Here is a 26,999-nt window from a genome sequence, read left to right on the forward strand (position 1 = left end):
TTCGCCGTGAAACGAGTGAAACCACGCGAATCGAACGGAACTGTCGACCGGTTATATGCGCCGATGGGAGTAAGTGACGTGTACAGATGTGCTCCCGCCCACCCCTGGGGACCCCTCCCGAAGCAGACGGCGAGTTGAGTTACGACCAGCGGGCCGACGCCGCCGCGGAGGCGGCCCGGCAGGTCTCGACGACGCTCGCCGCGCTCGACCGGGACTAGTGTGAGTAGCCGCGGTCGGGCAGTGGCTCCCCGTCCAGGGTCACGCCGTCGGCCGTCGTCGTCCCGATCCGCGTGAGCGGACACGATACCGCCGCCCGTGCGGCCGGGAGATCCGCCTCGGGGACCGTACAGACCAACTCGAAGTCCTCGCCGAAGAACGCGCCGAGTTCTCGCCGTTCCCGTTCGTCGCTCGCGACTGCATCGACCGCGTCGTCGATCGGGAGCGGCGACTCGATCGCCGCGCCGCAGTCGCTGGCCGCACAGAGCTGGTGAACCGAGCGGGCCAGCCCGTCGCTTGAGTCCATCATCGCGGTCGCGTGCGGCGCGAGTCCGGTTCCGGCACGCACCCGCGGCTCGAACCTGAACAGCTCGTTCGCCCGCTCGGTCTCGCCTGCCTCAAACAGTTCGAGTGCGGCACCCGACCGGCCCAGCGTCCCCGTGACACAGACCGCCTCACCGGGGCTGGCCCCCGAGCGGCGGACGGGGTCGTCAGTCCGGCCCAGCGCCGTCGTCGCGGTGGTAAACTCCGCGTGGTCGTCTAAGTCTCCACCGACGTACTCGGCGTCGACGGCCGAACAGACGTCGCTGGCGCCGTCGACGAACGCGAGCAGCTCCGTCTCGTCGAACGTTGGCGCGCCGTAGACGGCCACCGCGGCGGTCGCTTCGGCGCCCATCGCGGCCACGTCCGACAGCGAGGCACCGACTGCCCGCCAGCCGGCCGTGTAGCGGGTCGTCCCCTCGGGGAAGTCCGTCGTCTCGTGGAGCATGTCCGTCGTCAACACCTGCCCGTCGACGATGGCACAGTCGTCGCCCGCGGCCGACAGCCGCTCGCCGAGTACGCCGAGTGCAGCCCGCTCGTCCATACCGATTGGTCGGCGCCGGGGTGGAAAACGCTCCCGGTCACTGTCGGTGGGTTCAAGCCCCGGACGCTCCACGCCACCGACATGGACGACAGTCGGTGGGCGACGGTACTGGGGTTCGCCGGCGCGCTCGTCGTCCTCGGGGCGCTCGTCTGGCTCGTCGGCGTCGACGAGACGGTCACTGCGCTCACCAGCGCGGACCCGGGCGGGCTGGCGCTCGTCTTCGGGATCGCCGTCCTCTGGCTCACCACGTGGGGGCTCGCGCTGTGGACGGTCCTGCGCGCGCTGGACGCTCCGCTCCCCGCCTACATGGCTGTCCTCGTGTTCGCCGGCGCCATCTTCTCGAACAACATCACGCCGTTCGGGCAGGCCGGCGGGGAGCCATTGAGCGCGTTGCTCATCTCGACGGCCGCCGACAGCGAGTACGAGACGGGACTGGCCGCCATCGCCAGCGTCGATACGATCCACTTCGTCCCATCGCTGATGTACGCCGTCGTCGGGTTCACGTTCGTCGCGGCCGGCGCGGTCCGGCTCGGGCGAAACCTCATGTTCGCGGCCGTCGCGGTCGCAGTGCTGACGGTGGGGCTGCCGGTCGGCGCGTATCTGGGCTGGCGGTACCGGTACGAACTCGAAGCGACGGTCGTCCGCCTGCTCACACCGCTGTTGCAGTTTCTCGGCCGGGTCGTCCCCGGTCGGTCGCCGCCGTCGAAGGGCGGGATCGAACACCGTATCGAGGGGTTTTTCGCCGCGATCGACCGGGTCGCGGCCGACCGCTGGACGCTCGTCCAGACCCTGGGATTCTCGGCGCTGGGGTGGGCCTGTCTGGTCGCCTCGCTGTGGACCTCGCTGTACGCCGTCGGCATCACCGTTCCGGTGGCATCGGTCCTGCTGGTCGTTCCCGTCGGATCGATCGCCAGTATCGCGCCGTTACCTGGCGGATCGGGCGCGATCGAAACCGTCCTGGTGACGCTGCTGGTCTCGACGACCCCGGCGACGCTGGTGGTCGCGACCTCCGCGGTGTTGATCCATCGCGGCGCGACCTACTGGCTGCCGACGTTGGTCGGGGCCGGCGTGGCGACGGCATTGGGTGCCGACCGCGCGACGACACGTGGATGAGAGCGGTTCACGTCCCGGAGCCGCGAACGATGCGCTTAAATGACGGCAACGGGAAAACTGGCCCAATGACGACACTCTACGACGCTCCGCCCGAGGAGCTCATCGAGGCGCTCACGGAGAAACTCGCCGACGAGGACGACATCGAACAGCCCGACTGGGCGATCGTCGCCAAGACGGGCGTCGACCGCGAACTCCCGCCCGAGCAGGACGACTTCTGGCAGCGACGCGCGGCCAGCCTGCTCCGGAAGGTCGCCGTCGACGGGCCGGTCGGCGTCAACAGCCTCCGCAGCGAGTACGGCAGCTCCAAGCAGGGGACCACGCGCTACCGCGTCCGCCCCAAACAGAAGTCCAAGGGCTCGGGGAACATCATCCGGACCGCGCTCCAGCAGCTCGAAGACGCCGGCTACGTCGAGACCAGCCAGAACGACGGCCGCCGCATCACCGGTGACGGGCAGAGCCTGCTCGACGACACCGCCGGCGAGGTCATCGAGGACCTCGACCGCCCGGAACTGGAACGGTACGCGTAGCGCGCCTCTCTTCGATTCGTCGGTGCCGAACCGACGGTTCGACAGCCCGCTCCGAAATGATTTTCCGCGCGACGCCAGTAGTTCGGTGTAGTCATGAGTGGCGACCCGAGCGAGGAGGAGCTCGACGAGCTCCGCAAGAAGAAGATGGAACAGCTCAAGGAACAACAGGAGGGCGAAGACGGCGAGGCCCAGCAGGCCGCCCAGCAACAGGCCGACGCCCAGAAGAAGGCGATCCTCCGACAGCACCTCTCGGACGGTGCGCGCAAGCGACTCAACACCGTCAAGATGTCCAAACCCGACGTGGGTGAACAGATCGAACAACAGGTCGTCGCGCTGGCCCAGAGCGGCCGTATCCAGGGCCAGATCGACGAGGAGAAGATGAAACAGCTCCTCCAGGAGCTGACACCCGACTCCAAGAGCTTCGACATCAAGCGCCGGTAGATGCGCTGTGGGCTGTGTTACAGCGCCGGGAAGGACTCGACGCTGGCGGCGGTGCTGCTGGACCCGTTCTACGAGGTGGTGTTGCTCAGCGGGACCTTCGGGGTCGTCGAGCCCGAACCGGCCCGCGAGGCCGCCGCAGCCGTCGGCTTCGACCATCGGACCGTCGACCTCGACCCGTCGGTCGCCGAGGAGGCTGTCGCACAGATGTACGCGGACGGCTTCCCGCGGAACGCCATCCAGCAGGTCCACGAACACGCCGTCGAGACGGTCGCCCGGCGGGCCGACGACATCGACATCGACGCCGTCGCCGACGGCACCCGTCGTGACGACCGAGTCCCGACCATCGAGCGCCCCTTCGCTCAGAGCGTCGAAGACCGCTTCGGAGTCGACTACCTCGCGCCGCTCGCGGGCGTCGGCCGGGACGCGATTGACGACATGGCCGAGCGGACACTCGTCGTCGAAACCGGGCCGAGCGCCCAGGTTCCGAAGGCCGACTACGAGGTCGAACTCCGGGCGCTGCTGGCCGAGCGGTACGGGGAGAGCGCTGTCGACGCGGTGTTCCCCGAACACACCCAGTCGCGGGTGCGGGGACTGGCGGAGTAACCAGCGCTGTTCTCGCTGTCCGGTAACGCCACCGGCCGATTAAGTGTCCCGGAGGGGACCCTCCTCGTGTGGGGGAGCACACATGGGAATCTTCGTCCCGTACGACGGGTCTGCACTGTCGAGCGCCGCACTCGAACGGGCACACGAACTGGCGAGAGCCACCGACGAAGAGTTAACGATCGCCACGGTCGTGCCGGACGATCATCGGATCGCTCTCGAAAACGGGTGGATCACCGAGGACGAACCGTTCGCCGTCGGGACGATCATGGAACGACTCCGGAGCCGTGTTGCGGGGATCACGCCAACGGCGGACTATCGAATCGAACACGTCGGCGGCCACCCCACGTCGGGAGCTATCGCCAGACGTCTGCGTGATATCGCCCGTGATGTCGACGCCGATCTCGTTGTGATGGGAAGCGAGAACATCGCGAGTTCGGCCACACCCGCCGACATGGTGAGCGGCCGGGTCGCTGCCAGACTAGATCTCGACCTCTATATCGTTCAGGAAGAGCGGGCCGATGTCGAGCCGATCGCAGCGGTCTCGGTGTGAACGGACAGGTTCAAGCGCGCCCTCGCTGTAGCCGCCGGTATGTACGACCGGGTCAAGGGCTTTCGCGACTTCTACCCCGAGGAGATGCAGGCGCGCCGCTGGGCGATGGATACGATCGAGGACGTCGCCGCCCGCTACGGCTTCCGCGAGATCGGGACGCCGGCGCTGGAGCCGACCGAGATGTACGCCGACAAGAGCGGCGAGGAGATCGTCGAGGAACTGTACAGTTTCGAGGACAAGGGTGGCCGCGACGTGGCGCTCACGCCGGAGCTGACGCCGTCGGTCGCGCGGATGGTCGTCGCCAAACAGCAGGCCCTCTCGAAGCCGATCAAGTGGGTCTCGACGCGGCCGTTCTGGCGCTACGAGCAGGTCCAACAGGGTCGGTTCCGGGAGTTCTACCAGACCAACGTCGACATCTTCGGCTCCGCGGACCCCGCGGCCGACGCCGAGATCCTGGCCGTCGCCGTCGACATGCTCACGGACCTGGGGCTGTCGGCCGAGGACTTCGAGATCCGGGTCTCCCACCGTGACATCCTCTCGGGCCTGCTGGAGAGTTTCGACGCCGAGGTCGACACTCGCGAGGCGATCCGGGCCGTCGACAAGCGCGCGAAGGTCGAGCGCGAGGAGTATCTGGACGCCCTCTACGGGACCGGGCTGAGTTACGACCAGGCCGAGCGGTTCGACGAGTTGCTCCAGACCGGCGAGGACGACCTGGACGAACTGGCCGAGCGGAGCGAGGCCCTCCGCGAGGCGACCGAGAACCTGCGCGCGGTGCTCTCGGCGACCGAGGACTTCGGCGTCCGTGAGTTCCTGACGCTGTCGCTGTCGACCGCTCGCGGGCTGGATTACTACACCGGCGTCGTCTTCGAGTGTTTCGACTCGACGGGGTCGGTCTCCCGGTCGGTCTTCGGCGGCGGCCGCTACGACGACCTCATCGAAGGCTTCGGCGGCCAGCCCACGCCCGCGGTCGGCTTCGCACCCGGTCACGCGACCCTCCAGTTGCTCTGTGAGCGGGCCGGCGTCTGGCCCGAGGAGACGCTGTCGACGGACTACTACGTCCTCCAGGTCGGGGACACGCGGGCGACAGCGGCCCGGATCGCCCGGGACCTCCGTGAACTGGGTCACGTCGTCGAGACGGACGTCGTCGACCGCTCGTTCGGTGCCCAGATGGGCTACGCCGACGGGATCAACGCCGAGACGGTCGTCATCGTCGGCGAGCAGGACCTCGAAAACGACGAGGTGACGCTCAAGGAGATGGACGAGGGTGAGCAGGTGAGTGTCCCGGTCGACGCGTTCCCCGGCGAGCACGACCGCCCGACCTACGCGGATTTCGCCGAGTGACACTGTTGTCGTAGTTTTTTTGCCTGTCCCGGCTAGTCCCCCGGGTATGGTTCCCACCCTCCCGAAGAACAAGCTCATGGGCGTCGTCGGGACGCTCTCTTTCGGCCTGCCGGCGCTGTTTGCGATCCTGAATCTCGGCCCGTTGGTCCCGGCGACGTTCGTCCTCTGTGCGTTCATCCTCCTGCCGCTGATCGGCATTCTCGGCGACGATTTCCCGCTGGTCGAACCCGAGCCAGCGGAGCCGGAGGACGCAGAAACGCCGGCTACAGACTCCCACGGCGTCGACGACCGGACGGCTTCGAGCGACCGATCTCCACTCGAACAACTCCGGGAACGCTACGCCCGCGGCGAAGTCAGCGAAGAGGAGTTCGAACGGCGGCTCGAACGGTTGCTGGAGACCGAACACGTCGATACGGAGCGGCCCCGTGACCGCGAGTTCGAGTAGCTACAGCGATCGCTCCATCTCGTTCTCGGCGCGGTCCCGGGTCGTCGTTTCGAAGCCGACCGAGTCGTACAGCCGCATCGCGATGTGGTTGGTCCGCTCGACGGCCAGCCAGACGCTGTCCAGCCCCTGCTGTTGGCCGTGGCCGAGCAGCGCCCGGATGAGCTGTGAGCCGATCCCGACCGACTGGTAGCCCGGGTGGACGAAGATCGCGAGCTCCGAGGTCCCGTCGTAGGGGACCAACACGGCGTGGCCCACGATCCGGTCGCCGTGCCAGACGACGACGTTGTACCCCTCCGCGAGCAGATTCCCGATCCACTCGCGGATCTCGTCCTCGTGGCGGGGCGGGAGTCCCTGAGCGCGGGAGTCGGCGTCGAAGTCGGCGTACATCGCCACGAGCGGCTCCGCGTCCCCGTCGTACGCGTCGATCACCAGGTCCCGCTCGGCTCGATCCGTGAACGCGACCGGTGGGCACGGAAACTCGGGGCTCTCGTCGGCTGTGGGCATCCACGTCCACGTTGGGGAGTCACCGTCCTAAGTGTGGCTGTCGGTTCCCAGCGTCTGCGAACCGCTGTCGGGGGTCGTCGTACCTGCGGGAATCGACGAGCGCCCGCCGGAACTCACGCGCCGAGGCCTCCAAGTGACCGGGCTGCCAAACTCCGGTGATGCGTGCCTACCGGATCGCCTACGACGGCCGGCCGTTCCACGGCTTCCAGCGCCAGCCCGACGTACGGACCGTCGAAGACGAACTGCTGGCTGCACTCTCCCGGCTCGGTGTCGCCGACCAGCGGGTCCCCGAGGGGTACGCGGCGGCCGGCCGCACCGACGCCGGGGTCTCGGCGCTGGCACAGACCGTCGCTTTCGAGGCACCGGACTGGCTCTCGCCGGCCGCGTTCAACAGCGAACTCCCGGCGAGCGTCCGTGCGTGGGCCAGCGCGAACGTCCCCGCGTCGTTCCACGCCCAGTACGACGCGACCGAGCGTCGCTACACCTACCACCTCCACGCTCCCGACGCCGACGACGAGCGTGCTCGGGCCGCACTCACGGCTCTCTCCGGGGAACAGGACTTCCACAACCTCACGCCCGACGACGAGGGGACCGTCAGGGAGCTCTCGACCCACCTCTCCCGGGACGGGGAGTTTCTGGTCGTGGCGCTGACCGCCGGCGGGTTCTGCCGGCAGCTCGTCCGCCGCGTCGTCGGGCTTGTCGCCGAGATCGCCCGCGGCCAACGGGACCTGTCGTTCGCCGACCGGGTCCGCTCAACCGAGTCCTTGGAAGGGCCGGACGGCGTCGCTCCTGCGCCAGCCCACCCGCTCGTGTTGACCGACGTACTGTACCCGGGCGTCGAGTTCGCGGTCGACGCCGACGCTCGGGAAAGTGCCCGCGAGGTGTTCGCCGATTTGCGTGCCACGCGAGCCGCTGGTGCCCGCGTCGCCGGGACGATCCGGGACGGGCTGGCGTGACCGAGAAAGGCTTACTTCGGGGCCGTCCCTACGCCGGCCCATGAGTTCGGTACCCGCACGGAGCGACATCGACGAGGAGTACAAGTGGGACCTGGCGTCCCTCTACGCCGACGACGAGGCGTGGGACGCCGCCTTCGAGGAGGCCGAGGAATTGATCGAAGACCTGGCCGCCTACGAGGGGCGGGCGACCGACGACGCCGCTACCCTCCGGGAGACGCTGGAAACGTACGAGGAGCTGATGCGGACCGTCTCGAACGTCTCCGCCTACGCCCGGATGCGTCGGGACGAGGACACGACCGACGACACCTACCAGGCGCTGACGGCTCGGTCGCAGTCGCTGTCGTCGGACGCCAGTTCGGCCGCATCCTTCCTCGAACCCGAACTCCAGGCACTGGACTGGGCGGAGATCGAGGCGATGATCGAGGAAGAACCGGCGCTTGCCGACTACGAACACTACTTCGACGACGTCCACCGGATGCGCGACCACACCCGGTCGACCGAGGTCGAGAACCTGCTCGCGGAACTCGGGGAGGTGACCGGCGCGCCCGGCGAGGTGTACAACATGCTCGCCAACGCCGATATGGAGTTCCCGACCGTCGAGGACCCCGACGGCGACCAGCAACCGATCACGCTCAACAACTTCACGACGCTGCAGAAACACCCCGATCGGGAGTTCCGCCGGCGGGTCTACGAGGCCTTCTACGACGAGTGGGAGACGGTGCGCAACGCCGTCGGGACGGCCTACAAGAACGCCGTCAAGGCCGACGTGAAACTCGCCCAGGCACGGGACTACGACACCGCACGCGAGGCCGCGCTCGACGGCCCGAACGTCCCCGTGGAGGTGTACGACACGCTCGTCGACACCGTCCACGAGAACCTCGATACGCTCCATCACCACGCCGATCTCAAACGCACGGCGATCGGGGCCGACGAACTCCGGATGTGGGACCTCTACACCCCGCTGGTCCAGGAAGAGTCTCCCGAGATCGAGTACGAACAGGCCTGCGAGTACGTCACCGAGGCCGTCGCGCCGCTGGGCCAGGACTACCAGTCCCGACTCGCCGAGGGGCTGGAGTCGCGGTGGGTCGACGTCTACGAGACCAAACACAAGCAGTCCGGCGCTTACTCCGGCGGGACCTACGACTCACAGCCGTTCATCCTGATGAACTACCAGGACGACGTCGAGTCGATGTACACGCTGGCGCACGAACTGGGTCACTCGCTGCATTCGGAGTACACCAGCGAGGAGCAGCCGTACGTCTACTCGGGCTACGAGATCTTCGTCGCCGAAGTCGCAAGCACCGTCAACGAGACCCTGTTGACCCACCACCTCCTGGAGACCGTCGAGGACGAGCGCCTGCGCCGGCACGTCCTCAACGAGTACCTCGAACGGTTCCGGTCGACGCTGTACCGACAGACGATGTTCGCGGAGTTCGAGCACCGAACCCACGAGATGGTCGAGGCCGGCGAGCCCCTGACCCCCGACCGGCTCGACGACCTCTACGCCGACCTGAAAGGCGACTACTACGAGCCGGCGGTGCTCGACGACCGCATCGCTCGTGAGTGGATGCGCATTCCCCACTTCTACCGGGCGTTCTACGTCTACCAGTACGCGACCGGTATCTCCGCGGCAGTCGCTCTCGTCGACGGCATCTTAGAGGAGGGCGAACCGGCCGCACAGCGATATCTCGACTTCCTCCGCAGTGGCTCCCGACAGTATCCCCTCGAACTGCTGGGTGAAGCAGGCGTCGACATGGCTAGCCCCGAGCCGGTCCAGTCGGCGCTGGACACCTACAGCGAGTATCTCGACGAGTTCGAACGACTCCTGTAGGACCCAGGGGCTCGTAGCCGTTGTTGTGAATCCGTCGCCGCGGTAGTCAGTACAGCCACCAGTGTGCGTGAACGACCCCCGCTACTCGCTTCGTTCGTTGAGGCAGGGGCTTTTAGCTCCGAGACACGCTCGGCCGTCGTCAGTGGTCCCCAAGAGCCCTATTGTCGGATCGCGCCCGAGAGAGCGGTTCCACGCCACTCGAACCGGGGTCGGGACGGACCACGAAGGGAGAATTCCGAAGTGAACCGTCGAAACCGGGAGTTACACACGAGTGTAGGGGGTAAAACGGCCGTTCTCACGCGACAAGAACCCCCGTAGAGTGCGGTGTGGGCGGTGTACACACGACTGTGATAGGGGGTTCGAGACAGCTCCCGTATCCCGCGAATATGGTCTATTGAAGGCCTCTAAAAGCCGTCCGTGGATTACCGACACGTCACCGGCGTTTGAACAGTGGGCAGGTATATATACACCTAATAACATGACACGTTCGATGCTTCGACATAGCAGACGTGGCATCGACGGATTCCAGGCGGTACAGCTACTCGAACCGGACGACACGGGAAACTCGCCGATCGTGATCGAACCCGGCTCACCACACGGGGAGACGGTGACCGGTCGGGTCCCGTCCGTGGAGGCGACCTAGCGTGGCAGACCTCACGTTAGCACTGCTGGCGGTACTCCCGCTGGCGGTCATCGGCGTGTTGATGGTCGGGTTGTACCAGCCGGCCACGCGGACGATGCCGATTGCGTGGGTGATCGCGGCCGTGGTCGCCTTCGTCGGGTGGGAGATGGCGCCGCGGCTCATCGCCGCCGCGTCGATACGCGGCGCGCTGACGGCGACCCGGATACTCGTCATCGTGTTCGGGGCGATACTCCTGTTGTACACGCTCAAACAGTCCGGTGCGTTCGAGGTCATCAACGCGGGGTTCTCCTCGATCAGCGACGATCGGCGCGTCCAGGTGGTGTTGCTCTGCTTCCTGATGGGCTCGTTCATCGAGGGCGCGGCCGGCTTCGGGACCCCGGCGGCCATCGTCGGTCCGCTGCTGGTCGGGCTCGGCTTCCCGCCGCTGGCGGCAGTGGTCGTCGCGCTGACCGGGAACCTGCTCGCGATCACCTTCGGCGCAGTCGGGACGCCCCTGATCATCGGTCTCCGGGACGTGGTCTTCGCCGAGGGGACGGGGACAGCACAGCAGGTCGTCCAGCAGGGCGGCTTCGAGAGCGTTGGGGCCTACGTCGCCCAGATCGGCGTCTGGGCGGCGGTCATCCACGCGATCGTTGGGATCGCCGTCCCCTTCATCGGCGTCGCGATGATGACCCGCTTTTTCGGCGAGGACCGGTCGATCAAACCCGCGCTGGAGGTGCTCCCGCTGACGCTGTTCGCGTGGGCCGCCTTTGCAGTCCCGTACGTCGCGACGGCGGTCCTCCTCGGGCCGACGTTCCCGGCGCTGCTGGGTTCGATGGTCGGCCTGCTCGTCGTCACGACGACGCTGCGGGCGGGCTATTTCCTCCCGGACGAGGAGTGGGACTTCGGTCCCCGAGACCAGTGGCCCGACCACTGGGTCGGGAGCGTCAAGCCCGGACAGGGCGTTGGCACCGGTGGTGGCACCAGCCGTGAGGGGACCGTCGCCGCGGACGGCGGCGTGGCCACGTTCGAGGACACCCACTCCCAGGACATGTCCCTGGGGATGGCGTGGCTGCCGTACGTCCTCGTGGCCGCACTGCTGGTCCTGACCCGCGTCGTCGGCCCGGTCCAGGAGTTCCTCTCGACGACCGGCGTGTTCGCCTGGAACAACATCCTGGGCACACCGTTCTCGGAGGGTGTGGAACTGCTGTATCTCCCCGGGAGCCTCTTCGTGCTGGTGGCGGTCGTCACGTATGCGCTCCACGGGATGAACCGCGAGGAGATCACGGATTCGTGGTCGGAAGCGCTCCGCAACATCGCTCCGGCGGTCATCGCGCTGTGGTTCGCGGTCGCGACTGTGATGATCATGCAGCGGACCGGCAGCGCAGTGGTTCTGGAGGCGGCCCCGGTCGACTCCGGCATGCTCGGCCTGCTCTCGGAGATAACCGCGGACACGACGGGACAGCTCTTCCCGTTCTTCTCCGGGTTCATCGGCGCGTTCGGCGCGTTCATCGCCGGCTCGAACACGGTCAGTGACATCCTCTTCGGACTCTTCCAGTTCCAGGCCGCACAGCAGATCGGCGCGCCGACCCAGGTCGTCGTCGCGGCCCAGGCGGTCGGCGGGGCGTTCGGCAACCTCATCTCCATCCACAACGTGGTCGCCGCGCTCACCGTGGTCGGGCTCATCGGCGAGGAGGGACGTGTCATCCGACTCGAACTGATTCCGGTGCTGTACTACGGCGTGTTCACGGGGATCGTGACGCTGCTCCTCGCCTACGTCGTCGCGCCGGGAGCCTTCTAACCGACCACGACTCCATTTTTATGGCATACGACTCACGACCCACCGACGGACCCGATCCGTCGACCGACCCGAGTGCGAACTACGACTACCGCGGCGGGGAGGAACACCGACCCGACCTCACCGCGGCCCTGACCGCCCGCGTCGACGGCGACGTTCGCTTCGATACGTACACCCGCGAACTGTTTGCCACCGACGCCAGCGCGTACGAACAGCGTCCGATCGGCGTCGTCTCGCCGCGGTCGGTCGAGGACGTCGTCGCCGTCGTCGAATACTGTGCCGAGCACGGGGTTCCCGTGCTTCCCCGCGGCGGCGGCACCAGCCTCGCCGGCCAGGCGGTCAACGAGGCGGTCGTCCTGGATTTCAAACGGCACATGGATCGGGTCGTCTCGGTCGACGCGGACGACGGTCGCGCGAAAGCAGAGGCCGGCATCACGATCGCCCGCCTCAACGACCGTCTCGACCCCCACGGACTGAAGTTCGCGCCCGACCCCGCCTGGGGGGACAAGAGCGTCCTCGGGGGTGCGATCGGTAACAACACCACGGGCGCTCACTCCCTGAAATACGGGAAGACGGACGCGTACATCGAGGAGTGCGAGGCCGTCCTCGCCGACGGGACACACACGACGTTTGGCTGGGTCAGCGTCGACGAACTCCAGCGACGGGCCAGAGCGGCAGACGAGGACAGCGATCTAGAGGGGCGAATCCACGCCGCAGTCGCGCGGATCCTCGCGGAAGACGCCGAGGAGATCGACGAGCAGTACCCCGACCTCAAGCGCAACGTCTCGGGGTACAACCTCGACGAACTCGTCGACAACGCCAGGGAACGCGGCGAGGTCAACCTCGCACGGCTGCTGGCCGGCAGCGAGGGGACGCTGGCGATCGTCACCGCGGCGACGGTCTCGCTCGAACCAGTCCCCCAGTCGACGGCCGTCGTGCTGTTGACCTACGACGACATCCTCGACGCGATGCGTGACGTGGCCCCGATCCTCGACCACGACCCCGCCGCCGTCGAGGTGATGGACGACACGCTCTTGGACCTCGCTGCGGACACCGCCGAGTTCGCCGACGTGGTCTCGCTGTTGCCGGACGGCACCGACTCGACGCTCCTCGTGGAGTTCTACGCCGACTCCCCGGCGGACGCGGAGCGAAAGATCGCCGACCTGCTCGCCGACCGCCTCCCCGGGCACGACGCGAGGGCCACCCCGACCCAGGGGGCGGGAGACGTGACAACCGAGCCCGTCCACGCCGTCGACGCGCTGGAGGCCTACGACGCCGACCGCCAGGCGAAGTTCTGGAAGATGCGCAAGGCCGGCCTCCCGATCCTGCTGTCCCGGACCGGCGACGACAAACACTGGCCGTTCGTCGAGGACACCGCGGTGCCGGCCCGAAACCTCCCGGAGTACGTCGCCGACATCCAGGCGCTCCTCGACGAGCACGACACGTTCGCCTCCTACTACGCCCACGCCGGCCCCGGCGTCTTGCACATCCGGCCGTTGCTGAACCTCAAATCCGAGGACGGTATCGGGACGATGGAGGCCATCTCCGAGGGAATCACCGACCTCGTCGTCGAGTACGAGGGCTCCGTGTCGGGCGAACACGGCGACGGCCGCGCCCGAACTCAGTGGAACCGGAAACTCTACGGCGAGGACCTCTGGGCGACGTTCCGGGAGCTGAAGACGGCGTTCGACCCGGACTGGCTCCTCAACCCCGGCAACGTCTGTGGCGACCACGACCCGACCGAGACGCTCCGGTACGACGCCGAGTACACGTTCGATGCGGGGTTCGAACCGACGCTGAACTGGGATACCGAGAACGGTTTCCAGGGGATGGTCGAACTGTGTCACGGCTGTGCCGGCTGTACCGGCCATCAGGAGACGACCGGCGGCGTCATGTGTCCGACCTACCGGGCCAGCGAGGAGGAGTTGACGAGTACCCGGGGCCGGGCGAACATGCTCCGGTCGGCGATGGACGGCGACCTGCCCGACGACCCGTTCGACGAGGCGTTCGTCACGGAGGTGCTGGACCTCTGTATCGGCTGTAAGGGCTGCAAGAAGGACTGTCCGAGCGGGGTCGACATGGCGAAACTGAAAGCCGAAGTCGTCCACGAGCACCACCAGCGGGAGGGGCTCTCTCTGCGGGACAGACTGTTCGCCAACGTGGAGACGGTGCTCTCGCTGGGGAGTACGTTCGCCCCCGTCTCGAACTGGCTGATGGACGTTCCGGGCGCGGGACGGCTCGCCGAACGGACCGTCGGGATCAGCAGCGAGCGCACCCTCCCGGGGTTCCACCGGACGACGTTCCGCGACTGGATGGCCGAGCGCGGCGGGTCCCGTGTCGCCGAACGCGATGCCGACAGGAAGGCGCTGATCCTCGCGGACCCGTACACGGACTACTCCCACCCCGACGCGGGGAAAGCGACGGTCCGGGTACTCGAAGCGGCGGGCGTCCACGTCTCGGTCCCCGACGCCGTGACCGACAGCGGGCGTCCCGCCTTCTCCAAGAGCATGCTCGATCACGCCCGCGAGACGGCCCGCGAGAACGTCGCCGCGCTCGCCCCGCGGATCCGGGAGGGGTGGGACGTCGTCGCCGTCGAGCCCTCGGACGCGGTCATGTACCAACTGGACTACCGCGACCTGCTCTCGACCGACGACGCCGACACGGTTGCGACGAACACCTACGGCGTCTGCGAGTATCTCGACACCTACCGCCTGCTCGACGGCGTCGAGTTCGGAGCGACCGAGAGAGCGCTGGCCTATCACGGCCACTGTCACCAGAAGGCCACGACGAAAGACCACCACGCGGTCGGGGTGTTGCGCCGGGCCGGCTACGACGTCGACCCGCTCGATTCGGGCTGTTGTGGCATGGCCGGCTCCTTCGGTTACGAGGCCGAACACTACTCGATGAGCGAGGCCATCGCCGGCGTGTTGGTGGACCAGATCGGGGACTCGCCCGCCCAGCAGGTAGTCGCACCCGGAGCCTCCTGCCGGTCACAGCTCGAGGACTTCGGCGAGGACGGCGAGCCACCCCACCCCATCGAGATGGTCGCGGCGGCGCTCGCCTAGTCACCACCCGAGCAGTCGGCCGAGTCCGGTCCCCGCCCGTCGTCGGACGGGCACATCCCGTGTATCGAGGGTCGACTCCAGCGCCGCGGTGAAGGCCTCGGCGTCGAACTCCCCGTGCACTCGCACGGCGGTCGCCGTCCCGTCCGCGGACCGGACGACGACCTTGGGGCGGCCGAACCAGCCGCCCTCGTAGACGTCGACACCCTCGATACTCCCGTACTCGTGTGTCTCGACGGCTTCGGCGTCGTCGATCGCCGTGGCGATCCCCTCACTGGTGACCCGGTCTGCGAAAGCCCGTGCCCGCCGTCTCGCCGATCCGACGGCGATATCGAACGGCGTCAGGTAGCCGTATTCGACGTATCTGACCGTCTCGGTACAGAAGAGGAGATCGAGCAGCCGGAGCGGGTAGGTCCCCCGCATCGCGAAATGGAGGTGGACCCGCAGTTCGTCGGTCACTTGAACCAGCCTCCGGCGACTCGTGCCCGCTCGACTGTTCCGCTGGCGGCGACTTTCGCGCGGCCGACGCGGTAGATCGTGTACAACTGGACGAGCGCGTAGCCGATCCAGAGAGCGTAGCCGCCCGCGGCGCTCCCGACCACGCCGGGACTGACGGCGAACACCTGCAAGCCGAACTGACTCGCCAGTCCCGTCCCGACCAGCCGGACGCTGAAGTAGCCGAAAAACGCCGCTGCGAACCACATCGCGACGACGCGGCCCCAGCCCGGCATCGTGTGTTCCGGGAGCCTGACGGTGTTGACCAGCTGGACGACGACGATGTACGGCCACATCATCAGCCCGGACATCGCCGCCCCGACGACGAGCAGGCCGAACGGGTCGTCGATAGCGATCGGGAACAGGAGGATGACGACGCCCCAGCCACAGAAGACGGTCAACAGCCCCCAGAACAGGCGGGGGAGACTCCAGCCGGCCTCCCGCCCGTACAGCTCGTAGATGATGTCGGAGCTGTTGCGGACGAACGACTCGACGATGGCGTACTCGGTCGTAAAGAGGGCCAGAAACAGCGTGACGTAGATGATCTCGGTGGTGATACCGCCGGACGCCGGCGCGATCTGGACGAGCCACATGTCGACGGCCCCCAGCGCCGTCCCGGGTGCCAGCGACACCGCGATGACGACCAGCGCCGTGGTGACGACGAGCAGGCCCGAGAAGAACGTCAACAGGTGTTCGAGCTGTGTCACCCGCCACCAGCCACGCCACCGTTCGAGGTTCGTCCTGTCGGGCGGGAACGTGAACCCGTTCTCGTGGACCGTCTCGGGGTCGTCACCGGCGAACGGGTTCTTGATGCGTCCCTGGTACCGCCCCATCCCGTACCCCTTCTCCCGGATCCAGAGGCTCTGTGAGAGGTTGAGATACCCTCCGGCACCGGCGTAGGCCAAGGCCCCGACGAGGACGGCGATAGACCCGGTCGGGGCACCTCTCCTGATCTCCGTCACACTGGTCGGGATACTGAACAGGACATCGACAGAGCCGACGAGCGCGAACAGGAGGAGCGTGAACACGATCGAGAGGCTCACGAGGACGATCTGCAGCCGTTCGACCACGTTGTACATCAGCGGCGTCACCTGGTAGGTGATCCAGATGAACACCATCAGGACGATACCGAACAGCCGCCAGCCGGCCAGTTGTACCCCACCGACGTCGTAGGTGCCGAGCGCGAGCCCCTCGGCGCCGATCTGTGCGGCACTCGCCGCCCACCCGGGCCAGCCGAGGCTGACGAACCCGCCGACCAACATCGCCAGCGGGACGACCGGATGGACCCGCTCGAACGCACGGAAGATACTCTCCCCCGTTGCGAGCGTCCATCGCTGTATCTCCGTGTTGACGACGAACTGGATACAGACGGCCGCGACGAACAGCCAGTAGAGCCCCCAGCCGTAGCGAGCCACCAGTTGTGGCCAGAACAGCGTCTCACCGCTCCCGATCGAGGCCCCCAACATGATCGCGCTGGGGCCGACGATGTGTCGGAGTTTCGGGACCTTCGGGAGGTCCAGTTGCTTGAACCGGCCCCCGCTTCCGGGGTCCGGGCTATCGTCGGTGGCCGGCCCCGGTTCGAGGTTGTCGTAGGCGACAGGGGTGTACGTGGACATCAGGGACCGTTGCTCGTCGTCAGAGACGTACACGTCGGTCGACTCCCCATCCGCCCCGCCCGTTCCCGACATCGCTCACCCGCCGCTGTAGTGCCAGACGTGATCGCCGTCGCTCGCTATCTCGACGTCCGGGAGCGATTCGAGCGCGGGACCGATCGCGTCCCACCACTCGTCGGCCGTGGTGTACCCGGCGGGGTGGTCCGGGAACACGTCGTTGAGAAATGCCCCGTGGTCGGTGTCGGGATGTTCCATGAGATAGTCGTAGGACGCCCTGAGCGCGTCGCGGCGCCGTTCCAACAGTTCGCCGCTCCCCGGGAGGTCCGCGTTCGCGATACTGATCTCGACCAGCGGGTCCCGCGGCAGTTCCGCTGGTCCTTCGGGCTCCCGTCTCCGCGGGATCGGGACCCACCAGATGCGACTCCGTGCGCCGACTTTCCGAGTCTCCAAGGTTCCCTGTTCGACGAGTTCGTCCAGTTTGTCGTGGGCCGTCCGTCGGGAACAGCCCAGGGCCTCCATCACGTCGTTGGCGGTCAGCGGTTTGGCGAAGTCCCGCCGCCCTTCGAACACCGAGATGACGCGCTCGGTAGTGAATGTAGCCGTGGACGGTGGCGAGTTCTCGTCACGCCCGTCGTCCGCGGAATTGCTCATATTCGATACTCACAGTCGTCTGTCTTATCAGTTATCCCAGTCTCTTTCGGATAGGGATCACTCCCCGATGCCACCACATCCCGATGAAACGGGTCTGTGAGGCCACCCCTACGACACGCTCTTGCCGAGTTAGCTCTCAGCGACGACGATCTGTACTGTATCGCCGTCCTCCAAGACGTAGTCGGGCGAGACGGCCTCGCTGTCGACGGTCACGCTGATCTCGTAGCCGTCGGCTTCGGTGTAGTTGGTCCCCTGGAACCGGACCGAGGAGTCGGTGACGCCGACCCCGAGCGTCTCCATCCCGTAGTCGAGGGTCACGCCGGTCGCGTGGGCGTGCCAGCGCCCGTCACCCTCGAAGTGGAACCGGTTGTCCTGGAGCTGGTACTGCTCCTGTGTGAAATCGACGCGATCGCCGAGGACGGTCATCTGGATCGTTCCGTGGTAGTGGGCGCTGCCGGCCGGCCCGATCTCGCTGCCGCTGCCGCCGACCGATAGGAGCAAGACACCGCCGAGGAGCGCGACGACTCCCACCGCGACACCTGCGACGGCGAGCTGGCCGGTCGGGAGGCCGCCGTCGCCCTCGTCACCCCCGACGCGGCGTCTGTCGATCGGACCGAGTTCTCCCTGGTGGGCATCCCCCAGGTGGGCGAGATACGCGTCCTCTCCCTCGAAGGATTCCTCGCAGTAGTCACACTCGGGCATCGACTCTCACCTCTCTCCGTGATACGCGTCGGCGTGTTCGGAGACGCCCCCGAACCAGTGACGGACGAACCGCCGCGGAGGGTTCACACATAGGTCCGAGTAGTTGGCCCCTGTATATCAATGACGCGTGTGATGGTCCCGACTCCGGACAGGCCCGTTCTGGGAACCGGTTTCGGGTGCCGTGGAGCGCCGACCCGGACGGGTACGCCGACCTCTCGTCCGATGAGTGACCCAAAGGCCCTTTGTATACCAGCGCCGTAGTACCGGATATCCAAATGTCGCGCAGTCCTTCGCTTCCGGAACGACCACGGTTGGACCTCGACCCCGATATGACTCCCGACGAGCGGTTGGCAGCGCTCAGGGAGCACTTCGTCGATATCGTCCGTGTCAACGAACAGCTCACCGAACAACTCGAAAGCGCTCGGGGGCGACAGCAGGACCTGACGAGCCAGGTCGACCAGCTCGAACGGGAAAACGAGACGCTCAAGACCTCCTCACTGTACATCGCGACCGCCGAAGAGATGCTCGACGACGGCGTCGTCGTCAAGCAACACGGCAACAACCAGGAGGTACTGACGGAGGTCTCCCCCTCGATCCGTGAGGAGATGGAGGCCGGCGACCGCGTCGCCATCAACGACTCCTTCTCGGTCAAGCAGATCCTCGATCCGGAGACCGACTCCCGCGCGCAAGCGATGGAGGTCGACGGCTCGCCCGACGTTTCCTACGACGACATCGGTGGCCTCGAAGAGCAGATCCGCGAGGTCCGGGAGGCCGTCGAGGAACCGCTGATCAACGCCGAACAGTTCCGCGAGATCGGCATCGAACCGCCGAGCGGCGTCCTGCTGCACGGCCCGCCCGGGACCGGGAAGACGATGCTCGCGAAAGCAGTGGCCAACGAGACCGACGCGACGTTCATCAAGATGGCCGGCTCCGAACTCGTCCGGAAGTTCATCGGCGAGGGCGCACGCCTGGTACGGGACCTGTTCGAACTCGCCAGCGAGCGCCAGCCAGCGATCATCTTCATCGACGAGATCGACGCCATCGCCGCCAAACGGACGGAGTCGAAGACCTCCGGCGACGCGGAGGTCCAGCGGACGATGATGCAGTTGCTCTCGGAAATGGACGGCTTCGACGACCGCGGCGAGATCCGTATCATCGCCGCCACCAACCGCTTCGACATGCTCGACCGGGCGATCCTCCGGCCCGGCCGCTTCGACCGCCTCATCGAAGTCCCCAACCCGAACCACGAGGGCCGCGAACGCATCTTAGAGATCCACACCCAGGAGATGAGCCTGGCCGACAGCGTCGATCTGGGCGCGTTCGCCAAGGAGACAGACGGTCTCTCTGGGGCGGAACTCGCTTCCCTGGCCACCGAGGCCGGGATGTTCGCCATCCGCGACGGCCGGACGACCGTCGAACAGCGCGACTTCCACGAGGCCTTAGAGAAGATCTCACAGGACGAAGAGACCGGGAGCGGCCCCGTCGCGTTCGCCTAACCACTCTTTACTTCGAGGGGTGTCCTCGCTCGCGTTGCTCGCTGCGGGCACCCCCCGTTGCAAAAACGTGGGGAAAAACAGCCGGACGCTCACTGCGTTCGCGTCCGGGGAAACCGCACCTTCGGCGCGGTATGCCCCGTACAGCCCCGCTCTTCCATGGGTCCTCACGGTTCCACCGCGAGGCTCGGGGGACTTCCGGTCTCCCAGCAGGCGGCACAGTGGCTGCTTCCGGCTGACCGTACGCTGATTCCAGAAGCGATGGATACCGCCGCCACTCCCGGCCGCCCCATCGAATTCTCCCGGCACACGGCGAGACTTTCTCCCGTTCCGGTCCGTCCCCGCGCAATTTAAGCCACGCCGTCCGGTATCGCGCGGCATGGACGAGACCGGACAGACGCGGCGGGCGTTCCTCGCGGGCGTGGGAACGGCCGTCGCGGGGTCGCTCGCGGGCTGTCAGGGGAGCTTCGACCCGCTGGCCTCGACCGCACTCGACGAGCACGCCTCGACGCAGTTCCGGCAGGGCCTGTTGAACCAGGGATACCGCGACGTTGCCCTCCCGAGTGCCGTCGAGAAGGCGTGGGAACTGCCGGCCAACCGCGGCGACCACACCGCAGCGAAGGGGAGCCCGGTGTTCGACCCGGCGGGCAACGTCGTCCTCGCGGACGACACCGGCCGGATTCGCTCGGTGACGCCCGACGGCGAGGTCCGGTGGGCGACGACGTTCACGCAGGCCGGCCGCGGGAGCCACGGGACGCCGGCCATCGCCAACGGAACGGCCTACATCGGTGCCTACGACGGCGCGGTGTCGGCCATCGATCTCGCGACCGGTCGCCGGCAGTGGCGCACGAGCCTCGGCGACGCCATCGGCGCGAGTCCGACCTACTACAACGGGACGCTCTACGTCGCGGTCGAACACGCGGCTCCCAGCGGGAGCGTCGCCGCGGTCGACGCCGCCACCGGCGACGTTCACTGGCGGGACTCGCGGCCGACCCACCACCCCCACTCGACGGTCACCATCGACCGCGAGCGGGGGCGCCTGCTCTTCGGGTCGAACGACGGCCACTGCTACGCCTGGACGTTCCCGGGGCTCGAACGGGCCTGGAGCTACGACACCGGCGCGGAGATCAAAGCGCCCGTCGCCGTCGCCGACGGCGTGGCCGTCGTCCCCTCCTGGTCCGAGACGGTGACGGGCCTGGACGTCGAGGACGGGAGCGAGGTCTGGACGTTCGAGACCGACCAGGACGTGATGTGTGCGCCGGCGATCCGGGACAGCACTGTCTTCGTCGGGAGCCACGACCACCACCTCTACGCGATCGACCTCCAGAGCGGCCAACAGGAGTGGGCACTCGACGCCGGCGGCTGGCTCATCGGCAGTGCGGTCGCCACGAGGGACCACGTCCTCGTCGGGTCCTACGACACGACCCTCTACGCCGTCGAGCGGGCGACCGGCGACGTGGCCTGGACGGTCGGCAACCGCGGCCACGTGACGAGCGCGCCGCTGGTGACCGATTCGGCGGTCTACTACGCCGAGCGGGCCGTCGACGGCGAGGCCGACCGGCCGGGGATGTGTTACAAACTGACAGCGATGGGCTGAAGCGAAACCCCTTACCGCTCGGCCGGTCGAACGTCGGGTATGAGTACCATCCGGGTCGTGTGGGGGACCGCGACCGGGCCGACGGCGCTCTCGTCGTACGACGCGGCTCTGGCCGAGGCCGGTGTCCACAACTACAACCTCGTCACGCTCTCGTCGGTCATCCCGGCGGGACCGGCCATCGAGGTCGTCGGTGAGACACCGGAGCTGGGTCCCCCGGGGGAGGCACTGGAGGTCGTCCAGTCGGCGGCGACGGCCGCTCCCGGCGAGCGCGTCGCGGCCGGCATCGGCTGGGCACGTACCGCCGACGGCCCGGGTATCTTCTACGAGGTCGACGGTGAGGACCCCGACGCGGTCCGCTCGGAGATCCGCGAGGGACTGGCCGCCGGGCGGGACCTGCGGGACTGGGAGTTCGTCGAGGAGGAGGTCGTCGTCCGCTCGGTCGAACCGACCGAGACACACGCGAGCGCGGTCGTCCTGGCGACCTACGGCGAGAGCCGGCCAGTCGTGTGAGAGTCAGGAGGTTTTTATCACCTGCTCTCCTATCCCTGCAGGAACGTCCATGTATGGCAACACGCCGTTCGGTGGGGACACCGAGACGGTGACGCTGACGACCGAACAGCGCCATCGGCTGCGGGAGGACCTCGCTAACGTCGCCGCCCGAACACGCGAACTGCTGCCCGGCGAGTTCGTCGTCGGCTCCGAGATCAGCAACGGACAGGCCGGCCCACGAGCACGGATCGCCGTCCAGCCGCCGGTCGGCTCCGTGGTCAGCGCCGATTACTCCCCTGACAACCCCGACGAGGTCGCGATCAGCGACACCGAACGGGACGAACTCGCCCGCGGAATCGCCGCCTCCGCCGCGCTCCAGGTCAAGCAGGTGATGGGTAACGACGACACGCCGACCGCGCAGTAGCTCACCCTGCGCCTGACTCGACTGGGGGGTTGTAGAACAGTGCGTAGCCGATCGATCCGCTAGCCGGGAGACTCCCGGCAGCCAGCGCAGCGACCACACTGAGCGAGGACGCGACCGCACCCAGACCCGCGAGCACCATCGAGAGCGCGATGGTCGCGAGGACGGCATCGGCAGTCGAGACGGGGAACTCACCCGACATCGTATCTCAACTGCCGTTCGCGCGGTAATTAAATATTATTACTCCGTCTCGGGAGCCAGTTCCGCGACGAGTTCCCGGGCCGCCTCGACGAGCGCGTCGTCGCCGTCGCTCTGGCGCTCGTTCAACACCGCCTGGAGTCGCGCCAGCGAGTCGGGGTCCGCGTGGAGTGTCTCGTCGAGTCGCCTGACGATTCCGGCTGTCCCACGGAACGAGCCGTCTTCGGCCGGAAGCAACGCCATGTGATCCTCGCAGTGGACGGTGTTGCCGTCGGCGTCTTCGAGCGTCCGTTCGAACGTCGCCGACGTCCGGTCGGGATCGCCGAGCAGTCGGTCGATCTCCTCGCGGGCCGTCTGTCTGCTCGACTCGCTCATCACCACCGAGATGTGCCGGTCGACTAGCTCCTCGGGCCGGTAGCCGGTCAGTGCCACGGTGTTTGCGGCGAAGACGACCGTTCCCTCCGGATCGACCGCGTACACCAAGTCGTCGACAGCCTCGACGACGGTCCGGTACCACCGCAGTTCGCGGTTCGTCCGGTACTGTTCGACTGCACGGTCGATCCGGTTCGCGAGGAGGGCGTAGTGATCGCCGGTGATCTGTTTCTCGACGTAGTCGGTGACGCCGGCGGAGATCGCCGCGCTCGCGATCTCCTCGGACCCCGTCGCCGTAAAGAGGATGAACGGCAGTTCCTCGTCCTCCGCCCTGACGGCCTCCAGCAGGTCGAGTCCGGTCCGTTCGGGCATGTCGTAGTCGCTGACGATACAATCGACGGGTTCGGCGGCGAGAGACTCTTCGGCGGCGTCGGCGCTGTCGACAGCGGCCGCCCGATACCGGTCGTCGATCGTTTCGAGTCGCTGGGCGGTCATCTCGGCGAATTCCCGCTGATCGTCGACACAGAGCAGGCGTATCGGTCCGCCCACTGCAGCGCTCATGCCAGCACTATCGGTGTTGTGATATAAAGAGTCAACGGCGGCTCACTCCCCACAGACTGTCTCGCTGGAGCGGTCACGCACAGCAGGACGGTCCGGGATCAGTTCGGGTCCGTGCTGTCCAGATAGTTGTTGAGCAGTTGTGGCGCTACGACGCCGATGCAGATCAGCATCCCGATCAGGAGGCTGTCGTCCACGTTCGTCACGACGCGTCCGCCGTAGGCCAGCACCAATCCGACCGTCGCGAAGAGGAGGATGACTGCGTTCTCACGGGAGACCATACCGTGATTTCGACCTTCGGTTTCAAATGCCCTTTGTCTCCCTACTTGCCCCAGAACGGCGATTGCTCGCGGCGCTTCTCCAGATACATCGACAGCGCCTCGCGTTCGTCGACCGAGATGTCCTCCCGTAGTTCCTGTTCGAGGATCTTCGCGTGTTTCTCCGGGAGTTCCACCCAGAGGTCGTCGCCTTCCTCGATCTGGCGGCCGACGGTCGGGCCGTCGATGGAGACAGCCATCCGCTCGCCGGTCCGTGCCTCGTCGACGTCTTCGCCTTCGTCCTGGATCGTCTTGAGCCGGCCGACACGCTTGGGGTCGCCGCCCTCCCAGCGGACGACGTTGACGTTCCGCCGCAACAGTCCGGAGAGCACCTCCACGCCGACGACAGCGGGATCGGACTGTCGGAAGGTGTGGTCTTTGAGGACCCGGAACTTCGCCGGTCGGGTGATGTTTTCGAGGATCTGTTCCTGCTGGGCTTCCTCGATAGCGGTGACGTGGTCGTCGTACTCCTCGATGAGCTGGTAGATGACGTCGTTCTCGAACAGTTTGACCTCCTCCTGTTCGGCGAGATCGCGGGCGTCGTCGAGCACCTCGACGGAGAACGCCAGGATCGCCCGGTGTGTCGGCTCGTTGGCCGTCTCCGCGACGCGGATGTCGCGAGGAGCGACGGCGCCGACTTCCGCGCGCATGATCGGGATCTCCTCCTCTTCGAGTGTGCTGGAGATCGCTTCGAGCGAGCCCAGCGTGTCCGCTTTGACGACGACTCCCTCCTCCTGGGTGGTCACCTCGATACCGGCCAGTTCGGATTCGACCTCCGCGATGACCTCGCTGCGGTTCCGGTCCCGGATGACGCGGATGGGTGCGCCAGCCATCGCCCCGTCGAGGTCCGGCGCGGCGATCTTCACCCCGTCGGCGGCGGCGACCGCGTCGACCTGCTCGAACGTCTGTTCGGTCCGGATCTCTTCGAGGGGACGGGGGCGGAGCAGGGCGCGCACGTCCGTGACGATCGGCCCCTGGAGTCCGCCGACGACGATCGTATCGTCGGCCCGGATCGTCCCGTCGTAGATGATGGCGTCCAGTGTCGTCCCGAAGCCCTGGGTGTCCTTGACTTCGAGGACCGTCCCGACGCCCGGACCGGCCGCGTCGATGGCCATCTCCTCTTTCATGTACCGCTGGGAGAGGCCCATCATCACCGTCAGCAGGTCCGGGACGCCCTCGCCGGTCTCGGCCGAGACCGGGACGACGCCGATGTTGGCCTGGAAGTTCTGGACACGCCAGTACATGTCCGCCGAGAAGCCGTTGTCGGAGAGTTCACCGATGATCTCGTAGAGGTTCTCGTTGAGGTCCGACTGGACGCGCTCGGACTGACTCTCCATCGTCTGCTGGACCGGGCTGTTCTCGTTCGGTCGCCACCCGGGGACGGTGTCGATCTTGTTCGCGGCGACGATGAAGGGAGTCTCGGTCCGCTTGAGGATATCGATGGCCTCCAGGGTCTGGGGCTGGAACCCGTCGTTGACGTCGACGACGAGGATCGCGATATCCGCGAGCGCACCGCCCCGCGAGCGAAGCGTCGAGAACGAGTGGTGTCCCGGCGTGTCGATAAACAACAGGCCCGGGAGGTCGAAGTCCGTCGGGTCGACCAGCTCGCCGGCGATCTCCGAGATCACCGAAAGCGGGACGGCGGTCGCGCCGATGTGCTGGGTGATCGCGCCGGACTCGCCGGCGGCGACAGCGGAGCCGCGGATTCGATCGAGCAGGCTCGTCTTCCCGTGGTCGACGTGGCCGAGGACAGCCACGATCGGCGTTCTGAGCGTGTCAGCGTCCGTCTCTGGGGGGTCCGTGTCAGACATAGATGGCTCCAGAAGTTGGCAGAACCCAGTCGGCCACACCAGTTAAGTTCGTCGTCATTCGCTCGACCGGTGTCCGCTCTACTCGGTGACGGTGAACGACCCGACCATCCCGAGGCTCTGGTGGGGGTGGCAGTAGTAGCTGTACTCCCCTGGCACGTCGAAGGTGTGGTCGTAGACGTAGCCGGTCCGGTAGGTCTTGCTCTCGCTGCCGGGCGTCCCGGTCCACTCGCTGGCCCCGGGAGCCCCGCCGTCCTCGGGCTTGACGTTGTGGAAATCCCCTTCCCAGCGCCACTGGACGGTCGCGCCGACTGGTACCTCGAACGTCTCCGGCGCGAAGACGAACCCGTCCGGTGCGACGGCGACGACCTGGTCGGGGTCGGTGGCCGGCGTCGCAGTGGCCGTCGCCGTCTCGGTCGGCGTGGCCGTCGCAGTCGCGGTGTCGGTTGGCGTGGGTGTCGCCGTCTCTGTCACTGTCGCCGTCTCCGTCGGTGTCGCTGTCGAAGTCCTGGTCGCCGTCTCGGTCGGGGTCTCGGAACGACCGTCGCCCCCACAGCCGGCGACGCTTCCGGTGACACCGGCAGCCAGTACCGCGAGGAACCGCCGTCTGGTCCGTTTCATGGCTAGATTCGGGGATTGATCCGGATAAGTGCCGTGCCGGGCGTCAGACATCCCCGTGGCGTTTATGTAACCCCACTCGGAACATGGGGACATGGCAGAGATACTCGCGGAGAACCTCTCCGGAAAAGACGTGATGGGTACTGACGGCGCCGAACTCGGCAGCCTCTACAACATCACGATGGATCTGACCTCGGGATCGCTCGAACACCTCATCATCGATCCCGCCGAAACCGTCCGCGACAGCGAGTTCGAGTACAGCGACCAGGGCCGCCTGCTCGTTCCCGTCGAACGAGTCAAGGCCGTGAAAGACCACATGATCGTCCAACGCTAGATGTACGTTCTCGATTCGTCCGCTTTCATCAACGAGTACCACACAGAAGAACGGATAGCCGCAGTGCCGGAGGTCCGCGAGGAACTCGAAGACGAGGCCGCGTATCGGTTCGACGCGCTGGAAGGCTCGGGGATGCACCTCCACATCCCGGAGGAAAACACCGTCGAGCGCATCGAGCGCGCCGCCCGCGAGACCGGCGACCTCGCCGAACTCTCCGGGACCGACATCCAACTTATCGCCGCTGCGTTCGAACTCGACGGGACGCTTGTCACCGACGACTACGCGATGCAAAACGTCGCGGAGAAACTCGACGTGACTGTCGAAGTCATCGCCCGTGAGGGGATCACCGAACGCCGTGACTGGCTGTTCCAGTGTGCTGGCTGTGGCCGGGAGTTCGAGGAGAACCACGACCGCTGTCCGGTGTGTGGCAGTTCGCTCTCGCGGAAGAACCCCGCGTAG

At 66.9% G+C, this 26,999-nt stretch carries 30 protein-coding genes; 19 read left to right on the top strand and 11 right to left on the bottom strand.

The annotated features are described in order from the left end of the window. Nucleotides 1-86: 86 nt before the first annotated feature. Nucleotides 87-218 carry a hypothetical protein gene (locus P0204_RS11895; RefSeq protein ID WP_276179462.1) on the top strand — a complete coding sequence of 44 codons (132 nt, stop codon included), beginning with the start codon at nt 87-89 and terminating at the stop codon, nt 216-218. Here the strand turns inward: P0204_RS11895 and thiL are convergent. Beyond that, on the bottom strand, nt 215-1,081 hold the full coding sequence (gene thiL / locus P0204_RS11900) for a thiamine-phosphate kinase (RefSeq protein ID WP_276179464.1): 867 nt from the start codon (nt 1,079-1,081) through the stop codon (nt 215-217). The genes P0204_RS11895 and thiL overlap by 4 nt on opposite strands. 81 nt (nt 1,082-1,162) lie before the next feature. Here thiL and P0204_RS11905 point away from each other — a divergent pair, with 81 nt between their 5' ends. From P0204_RS11905 to P0204_RS11935, 7 genes are all read left to right on the top strand, one after another. Further along, nucleotides 1,163-2,194, top strand: a complete 1,032-nt coding sequence (locus P0204_RS11905; protein WP_276179466.1) for a lysylphosphatidylglycerol synthase transmembrane domain-containing protein — start codon at nt 1,163-1,165, stop codon at nt 2,192-2,194. A 65-nt stretch (nt 2,195-2,259) separates the two neighbouring features. After that, nucleotides 2,260-2,721 carry a 30S ribosomal protein S19e gene (locus P0204_RS11910; protein ID WP_276179468.1) on the top strand — a complete coding sequence of 154 codons (462 nt, stop codon included), beginning with the start codon at nt 2,260-2,262 and terminating at the stop codon, nt 2,719-2,721. Nucleotides 2,722-2,814: 93 nt separating this feature from the next. Further along, nucleotides 2,815-3,162 (top strand): DNA-binding protein, encoded by a 348-nt coding sequence (locus P0204_RS11915; protein ID WP_276179470.1) that lies wholly within the window; start codon nt 2,815-2,817, stop codon nt 3,160-3,162. Then, nucleotides 3,163-3,765, top strand: a complete 603-nt coding sequence (locus P0204_RS11920; RefSeq protein ID WP_276179472.1) for a DUF7411 family protein — start codon at nt 3,163-3,165, stop codon at nt 3,763-3,765. It abuts the gene before it with no gap. A gap of 82 nt (nt 3,766-3,847) precedes the next feature. Further along, nucleotides 3,848-4,315, top strand: a complete 468-nt coding sequence (locus P0204_RS11925; RefSeq protein ID WP_276179474.1) for a universal stress protein — start codon at nt 3,848-3,850, stop codon at nt 4,313-4,315. A 39-nt stretch (nt 4,316-4,354) separates the two neighbouring features. After that, a complete protein-coding gene (gene hisS, locus P0204_RS11930) occupies nt 4,355-5,656 on the top strand; it encodes a histidine--tRNA ligase (RefSeq protein ID WP_276179476.1) in 1,302 nt (433 codons plus the stop codon). 46 nt (nt 5,657-5,702) lie between these two features. Further along, nucleotides 5,703-6,101: an SHOCT domain-containing protein gene (locus P0204_RS11935; protein WP_276179478.1), complete on the top strand. Its 399-nt coding sequence runs from the start codon at nt 5,703-5,705 to the stop codon at nt 6,099-6,101. Here the strand turns inward: P0204_RS11935 and P0204_RS11940 are convergent, their stop codons facing one another. Further along, entirely contained in the window at nt 6,102-6,605 is a 504-nt protein-coding gene (locus P0204_RS11940; RefSeq protein ID WP_276179480.1) for a GNAT family N-acetyltransferase, read from the bottom strand. 158 nt (nt 6,606-6,763) lie between these two features. Between P0204_RS11940 and truA the strand changes: the two genes are divergently transcribed. From truA to P0204_RS11965, 5 genes are all read left to right on the top strand, one after another. Then, on the top strand, nt 6,764-7,561 hold the full coding sequence (gene truA / locus P0204_RS11945) for a tRNA pseudouridine(38-40) synthase TruA (protein WP_276179482.1): 798 nt from the start codon (nt 6,764-6,766) through the stop codon (nt 7,559-7,561). A 40-nt stretch (nt 7,562-7,601) separates the two neighbouring features. Further along, nucleotides 7,602-9,392 (top strand): oligoendopeptidase F, encoded by a 1,791-nt coding sequence (pepF, locus tag P0204_RS11950; protein ID WP_276179484.1) that lies wholly within the window; start codon nt 7,602-7,604, stop codon nt 9,390-9,392. Nucleotides 9,393-9,882: 490 nt separating this feature from the next. Next, the gene (locus P0204_RS11955; protein WP_276179486.1) at nt 9,883-10,035 is read left to right on the top strand and encodes a hypothetical protein; all 153 of its coding nucleotides are present in this window, start codon (nt 9,883-9,885) and stop codon (nt 10,033-10,035) included. A gap of 1 nt (nt 10,036) precedes the next feature. Next, nucleotides 10,037-11,815 carry an L-lactate permease gene (locus P0204_RS11960; protein WP_276179488.1) on the top strand — a complete coding sequence of 593 codons (1,779 nt, stop codon included), beginning with the start codon at nt 10,037-10,039 and terminating at the stop codon, nt 11,813-11,815. Nucleotides 11,816-11,835: 20 nt separating this feature from the next. Then, nucleotides 11,836-14,877 carry an FAD-binding and (Fe-S)-binding domain-containing protein gene (locus P0204_RS11965; protein ID WP_276179490.1) on the top strand — a complete coding sequence of 1,014 codons (3,042 nt, stop codon included), beginning with the start codon at nt 11,836-11,838 and terminating at the stop codon, nt 14,875-14,877. Here the strand turns inward: P0204_RS11965 and P0204_RS11970 are convergent, their stop codons facing one another. The 4 genes from P0204_RS11970 to P0204_RS11985 form a co-directional block, all read right to left on the bottom strand. Beyond that, nucleotides 14,878-15,333, bottom strand: coding sequence for a hypothetical protein (locus tag P0204_RS11970; RefSeq protein ID WP_276179492.1), 456 nt, complete (start codon nt 15,331-15,333; stop codon nt 14,878-14,880). Further along, the gene (locus P0204_RS11975) at nt 15,330-17,057 is read right to left on the bottom strand and encodes an Nramp family divalent metal transporter (RefSeq protein ID WP_336406452.1); all 1,728 of its coding nucleotides are present in this window, start codon (nt 17,055-17,057) and stop codon (nt 15,330-15,332) included. The genes P0204_RS11970 and P0204_RS11975 overlap by 4 nt, the downstream gene beginning before the upstream one ends. Nucleotides 17,058-17,060: 3 nt before the next feature. Then, the gene (locus tag P0204_RS11980; RefSeq protein ID WP_276179496.1) at nt 17,061-17,633 is read right to left on the bottom strand and encodes a helix-turn-helix domain-containing protein; all 573 of its coding nucleotides are present in this window, start codon (nt 17,631-17,633) and stop codon (nt 17,061-17,063) included. 129 nt (nt 17,634-17,762) lie between these two features. Beyond that, the gene (locus tag P0204_RS11985) at nt 17,763-18,335 is read right to left on the bottom strand and encodes a hypothetical protein (RefSeq protein ID WP_276179498.1); all 573 of its coding nucleotides are present in this window, start codon (nt 18,333-18,335) and stop codon (nt 17,763-17,765) included. A 275-nt stretch (nt 18,336-18,610) separates the two neighbouring features. On the opposite strand from P0204_RS11985, the gene pan2 reads away from it, so the two are divergent. The 4 genes from pan2 (at nt 18,611) to P0204_RS12005 (ending at nt 22,338) form a co-directional block, all read left to right on the top strand. After that, nucleotides 18,611-19,831, top strand: a complete 1,221-nt coding sequence (gene pan2, locus P0204_RS11990) for a proteasome-activating nucleotidase Pan2 (RefSeq protein WP_276179500.1) — start codon at nt 18,611-18,613, stop codon at nt 19,829-19,831. Nucleotides 19,832-20,207: 376 nt separating this feature from the next. Next, nucleotides 20,208-21,425, top strand: coding sequence for a PQQ-binding-like beta-propeller repeat protein (locus P0204_RS11995; protein WP_276179502.1), 1,218 nt, complete (start codon nt 20,208-20,210; stop codon nt 21,423-21,425). Between the two features lie 39 nt (nt 21,426-21,464). After that, the gene (locus tag P0204_RS12000) at nt 21,465-21,935 is read left to right on the top strand and encodes a pyruvoyl-dependent arginine decarboxylase (RefSeq protein WP_276179504.1); all 471 of its coding nucleotides are present in this window, start codon (nt 21,465-21,467) and stop codon (nt 21,933-21,935) included. 49 nt (nt 21,936-21,984) lie between these two features. Further along, entirely contained in the window at nt 21,985-22,338 is a 354-nt protein-coding gene (locus tag P0204_RS12005; RefSeq protein WP_276179506.1) for a DUF5811 family protein, read from the top strand. Between the two features lies 1 nt (nt 22,339). On the opposite strand, the gene P0204_RS12010 is transcribed toward P0204_RS12005, so the two are convergent. From P0204_RS12010 to P0204_RS12030, 5 genes are all read right to left on the bottom strand, one after another. Next, on the bottom strand, nt 22,340-22,537 hold the full coding sequence (locus P0204_RS12010) for a DUF8015 family protein (RefSeq protein WP_276179508.1): 198 nt from the start codon (nt 22,535-22,537) through the stop codon (nt 22,340-22,342). A 38-nt stretch (nt 22,538-22,575) separates the two neighbouring features. Continuing rightward, nucleotides 22,576-23,466: a response regulator gene (locus tag P0204_RS12015; RefSeq protein WP_276179510.1), complete on the bottom strand. Its 891-nt coding sequence runs from the start codon at nt 23,464-23,466 to the stop codon at nt 22,576-22,578. A gap of 98 nt (nt 23,467-23,564) precedes the next feature. Next, a complete protein-coding gene (locus P0204_RS12020; protein ID WP_276179512.1) occupies nt 23,565-23,744 on the bottom strand; it encodes a DUF7987 family protein in 180 nt (59 codons plus the stop codon). A 41-nt stretch (nt 23,745-23,785) separates the two neighbouring features. Continuing rightward, nucleotides 23,786-25,591: a translation initiation factor IF-2 gene (gene infB, locus P0204_RS12025; RefSeq protein ID WP_276179514.1), complete on the bottom strand. Its 1,806-nt coding sequence runs from the start codon at nt 25,589-25,591 to the stop codon at nt 23,786-23,788. 78 nt (nt 25,592-25,669) lie between these two features. Beyond that, nucleotides 25,670-26,209, bottom strand: coding sequence for a plastocyanin/azurin family copper-binding protein (locus P0204_RS12030; protein ID WP_276179516.1), 540 nt, complete (start codon nt 26,207-26,209; stop codon nt 25,670-25,672). A gap of 91 nt (nt 26,210-26,300) precedes the next feature. Here P0204_RS12030 and P0204_RS12035 point away from each other — a divergent pair, with 91 nt between their 5' ends. Together P0204_RS12035 and P0204_RS12040 are read left to right on the top strand one after the other, a co-directional pair. Further along, nucleotides 26,301-26,540 (top strand): PRC-barrel domain-containing protein, encoded by a 240-nt coding sequence (locus P0204_RS12035; protein WP_276179518.1) that lies wholly within the window; start codon nt 26,301-26,303, stop codon nt 26,538-26,540. Next, the gene (locus P0204_RS12040) at nt 26,541-26,999 is read left to right on the top strand and encodes an NOB1 family endonuclease (RefSeq protein WP_276179520.1); all 459 of its coding nucleotides are present in this window, start codon (nt 26,541-26,543) and stop codon (nt 26,997-26,999) included.

It is taken from the genome of Haloarcula halophila (assembly GCF_029278565.1).
Lineage (GTDB): Archaea > Halobacteriota > Halobacteria > Halobacteriales > Haloarculaceae > Haloarcula > Haloarcula halophila.

Excerpts from the sequence above, each read along its gene's own strand:
- P0204_RS11920 (WP_276179472.1), top strand. The coding sequence starts at position 3,163 with ATGCGCTGTGGGCTGTGTTACAGCGCCGGGAAGGACTCGACGCTGGCG.
- P0204_RS12035 (WP_276179518.1), top strand. The coding sequence starts at position 26,301 with ATGGCAGAGATACTCGCGGAGAACCTCTCCGGAAAAGACGTGATGGGT.
- P0204_RS11905 (WP_276179466.1), top strand. The coding sequence starts at position 1,163 with ATGGACGACAGTCGGTGGGCGACGGTACTGGGGTTCGCCGGCGCGCTC.
- P0204_RS12040 (WP_276179520.1), top strand. The coding sequence starts at position 26,541 with ATGTACGTTCTCGATTCGTCCGCTTTCATCAACGAGTACCACACAGAA.
- P0204_RS11910 (WP_276179468.1), top strand. The coding sequence starts at position 2,260 with ATGACGACACTCTACGACGCTCCGCCCGAGGAGCTCATCGAGGCGCTC.
- truA (WP_276179482.1), top strand. The coding sequence starts at position 6,764 with ATGCGTGCCTACCGGATCGCCTACGACGGCCGGCCGTTCCACGGCTTC.
- P0204_RS12030 (WP_276179516.1), bottom strand. The coding sequence starts at position 26,209 with ATGAAACGGACCAGACGGCGGTTCCTCGCGGTACTGGCTGCCGGTGTC.
- hisS (WP_276179476.1), top strand. The coding sequence starts at position 4,355 with ATGTACGACCGGGTCAAGGGCTTTCGCGACTTCTACCCCGAGGAGATG.
- P0204_RS11925 (WP_276179474.1), top strand. The coding sequence starts at position 3,848 with ATGGGAATCTTCGTCCCGTACGACGGGTCTGCACTGTCGAGCGCCGCA.
- P0204_RS12005 (WP_276179506.1), top strand. The coding sequence starts at position 21,985 with ATGTATGGCAACACGCCGTTCGGTGGGGACACCGAGACGGTGACGCTG.
- P0204_RS11940 (WP_276179480.1), bottom strand. The coding sequence starts at position 6,605 with ATGCCCACAGCCGACGAGAGCCCCGAGTTTCCGTGCCCACCGGTCGCG.
- P0204_RS11915 (WP_276179470.1), top strand. The coding sequence starts at position 2,815 with ATGAGTGGCGACCCGAGCGAGGAGGAGCTCGACGAGCTCCGCAAGAAG.
- pepF (WP_276179484.1), top strand. The coding sequence starts at position 7,602 with ATGAGTTCGGTACCCGCACGGAGCGACATCGACGAGGAGTACAAGTGG.
- P0204_RS11955 (WP_276179486.1), top strand. The coding sequence starts at position 9,883 with ATGCTTCGACATAGCAGACGTGGCATCGACGGATTCCAGGCGGTACAG.
- P0204_RS11895 (WP_276179462.1), top strand. The coding sequence starts at position 87 with ATGTGCTCCCGCCCACCCCTGGGGACCCCTCCCGAAGCAGACGGCGAG.
- P0204_RS12015 (WP_276179510.1), bottom strand. The coding sequence starts at position 23,466 with ATGAGCGCTGCAGTGGGCGGACCGATACGCCTGCTCTGTGTCGACGAT.
- P0204_RS11995 (WP_276179502.1), top strand. The coding sequence starts at position 20,208 with ATGGACGAGACCGGACAGACGCGGCGGGCGTTCCTCGCGGGCGTGGGA.
- P0204_RS11935 (WP_276179478.1), top strand. The coding sequence starts at position 5,703 with ATGGTTCCCACCCTCCCGAAGAACAAGCTCATGGGCGTCGTCGGGACG.
- P0204_RS11975 (WP_336406452.1), bottom strand. The coding sequence starts at position 17,057 with ATGTCGGGAACGGGCGGGGCGGATGGGGAGTCGACCGACGTGTACGTC.
- P0204_RS11985 (WP_276179498.1), bottom strand. The coding sequence starts at position 18,335 with ATGCCCGAGTGTGACTACTGCGAGGAATCCTTCGAGGGAGAGGACGCG.
- P0204_RS12020 (WP_276179512.1), bottom strand. The coding sequence starts at position 23,744 with ATGGTCTCCCGTGAGAACGCAGTCATCCTCCTCTTCGCGACGGTCGGA.
- pan2 (WP_276179500.1), top strand. The coding sequence starts at position 18,611 with ATGTCGCGCAGTCCTTCGCTTCCGGAACGACCACGGTTGGACCTCGAC.
- P0204_RS11980 (WP_276179496.1), bottom strand. The coding sequence starts at position 17,633 with ATGAGCAATTCCGCGGACGACGGGCGTGACGAGAACTCGCCACCGTCC.
- infB (WP_276179514.1), bottom strand. The coding sequence starts at position 25,591 with ATGTCTGACACGGACCCCCCAGAGACGGACGCTGACACGCTCAGAACG.
- P0204_RS12010 (WP_276179508.1), bottom strand. The coding sequence starts at position 22,537 with ATGTCGGGTGAGTTCCCCGTCTCGACTGCCGATGCCGTCCTCGCGACC.
- P0204_RS11965 (WP_276179490.1), top strand. The coding sequence starts at position 11,836 with ATGGCATACGACTCACGACCCACCGACGGACCCGATCCGTCGACCGAC.
- thiL (WP_276179464.1), bottom strand. The coding sequence starts at position 1,081 with ATGGACGAGCGGGCTGCACTCGGCGTACTCGGCGAGCGGCTGTCGGCC.
- P0204_RS12000 (WP_276179504.1), top strand. The coding sequence starts at position 21,465 with ATGAGTACCATCCGGGTCGTGTGGGGGACCGCGACCGGGCCGACGGCG.